At 40.0% G+C, this 558-nt stretch carries 1 protein-coding gene; it reads right to left on the reverse strand.

Annotation, left to right across the window (positions count from 1 at the left end; all coding sequences use genetic code 11):
* A partial coding sequence (locus CWC30_RS08090; RefSeq protein ID WP_138626830.1) for a transposase occupies positions 1-558 on the reverse strand: 558 nt, incomplete at both ends.

Raw genomic sequence — 558 nt, forward strand, 5'->3', positions numbered from 1 at the left:
GCTTTTTGTGCGAGTTTTGTCATTGACGCAAGCTGGCCTCTATCTGGCACGTTGGTCACCTCATGCGCCACTATGAGGTGGAGCTTGGTATCAACCGCACTTTGCACGTTATAACTCACAACTCTTGTAAAACCTTGAGTTTTCATTAAACGTGAATCAGGATCAGTAGTGGATATTTGCTTGTCAGGATGAGCTTCAACTTGTTCTTTAATCTCGTGTAGTTTTTTTAACTGGCTGCGAAAGTCAGCTAGTCTCTCTTTTGTGGCTTTAATTTTTGTGACGTTAGCTTGCTCTTTATCGGCTTCATCAAGTAATTCAAGATAACGTTCAATGTTATTTTCGACTCGGTCGATGTGAAATTTAACTTTGCTTGGCGTAAAATTATTGCCTTTGTTGTTGCTAGCTTTAAACTTACTACCATCGATGGCAACAACTGGTTTCTCAAACATATTCAGACGACGGCAGACTTCAACAAACGTTTTGCACACATTTTTTATACCATCTCCGTTGTCTTTTCTAAAATCAGCAATCGTTTTAAAGTCGGGTGCCAACTTACCA

Origin of the sequence: Pseudoalteromonas sp. S4741 (assembly GCF_005886135.1) — a bacterium.
GTDB lineage: Bacteria > Pseudomonadota > Gammaproteobacteria > Enterobacterales > Alteromonadaceae > Pseudoalteromonas > Pseudoalteromonas tetraodonis.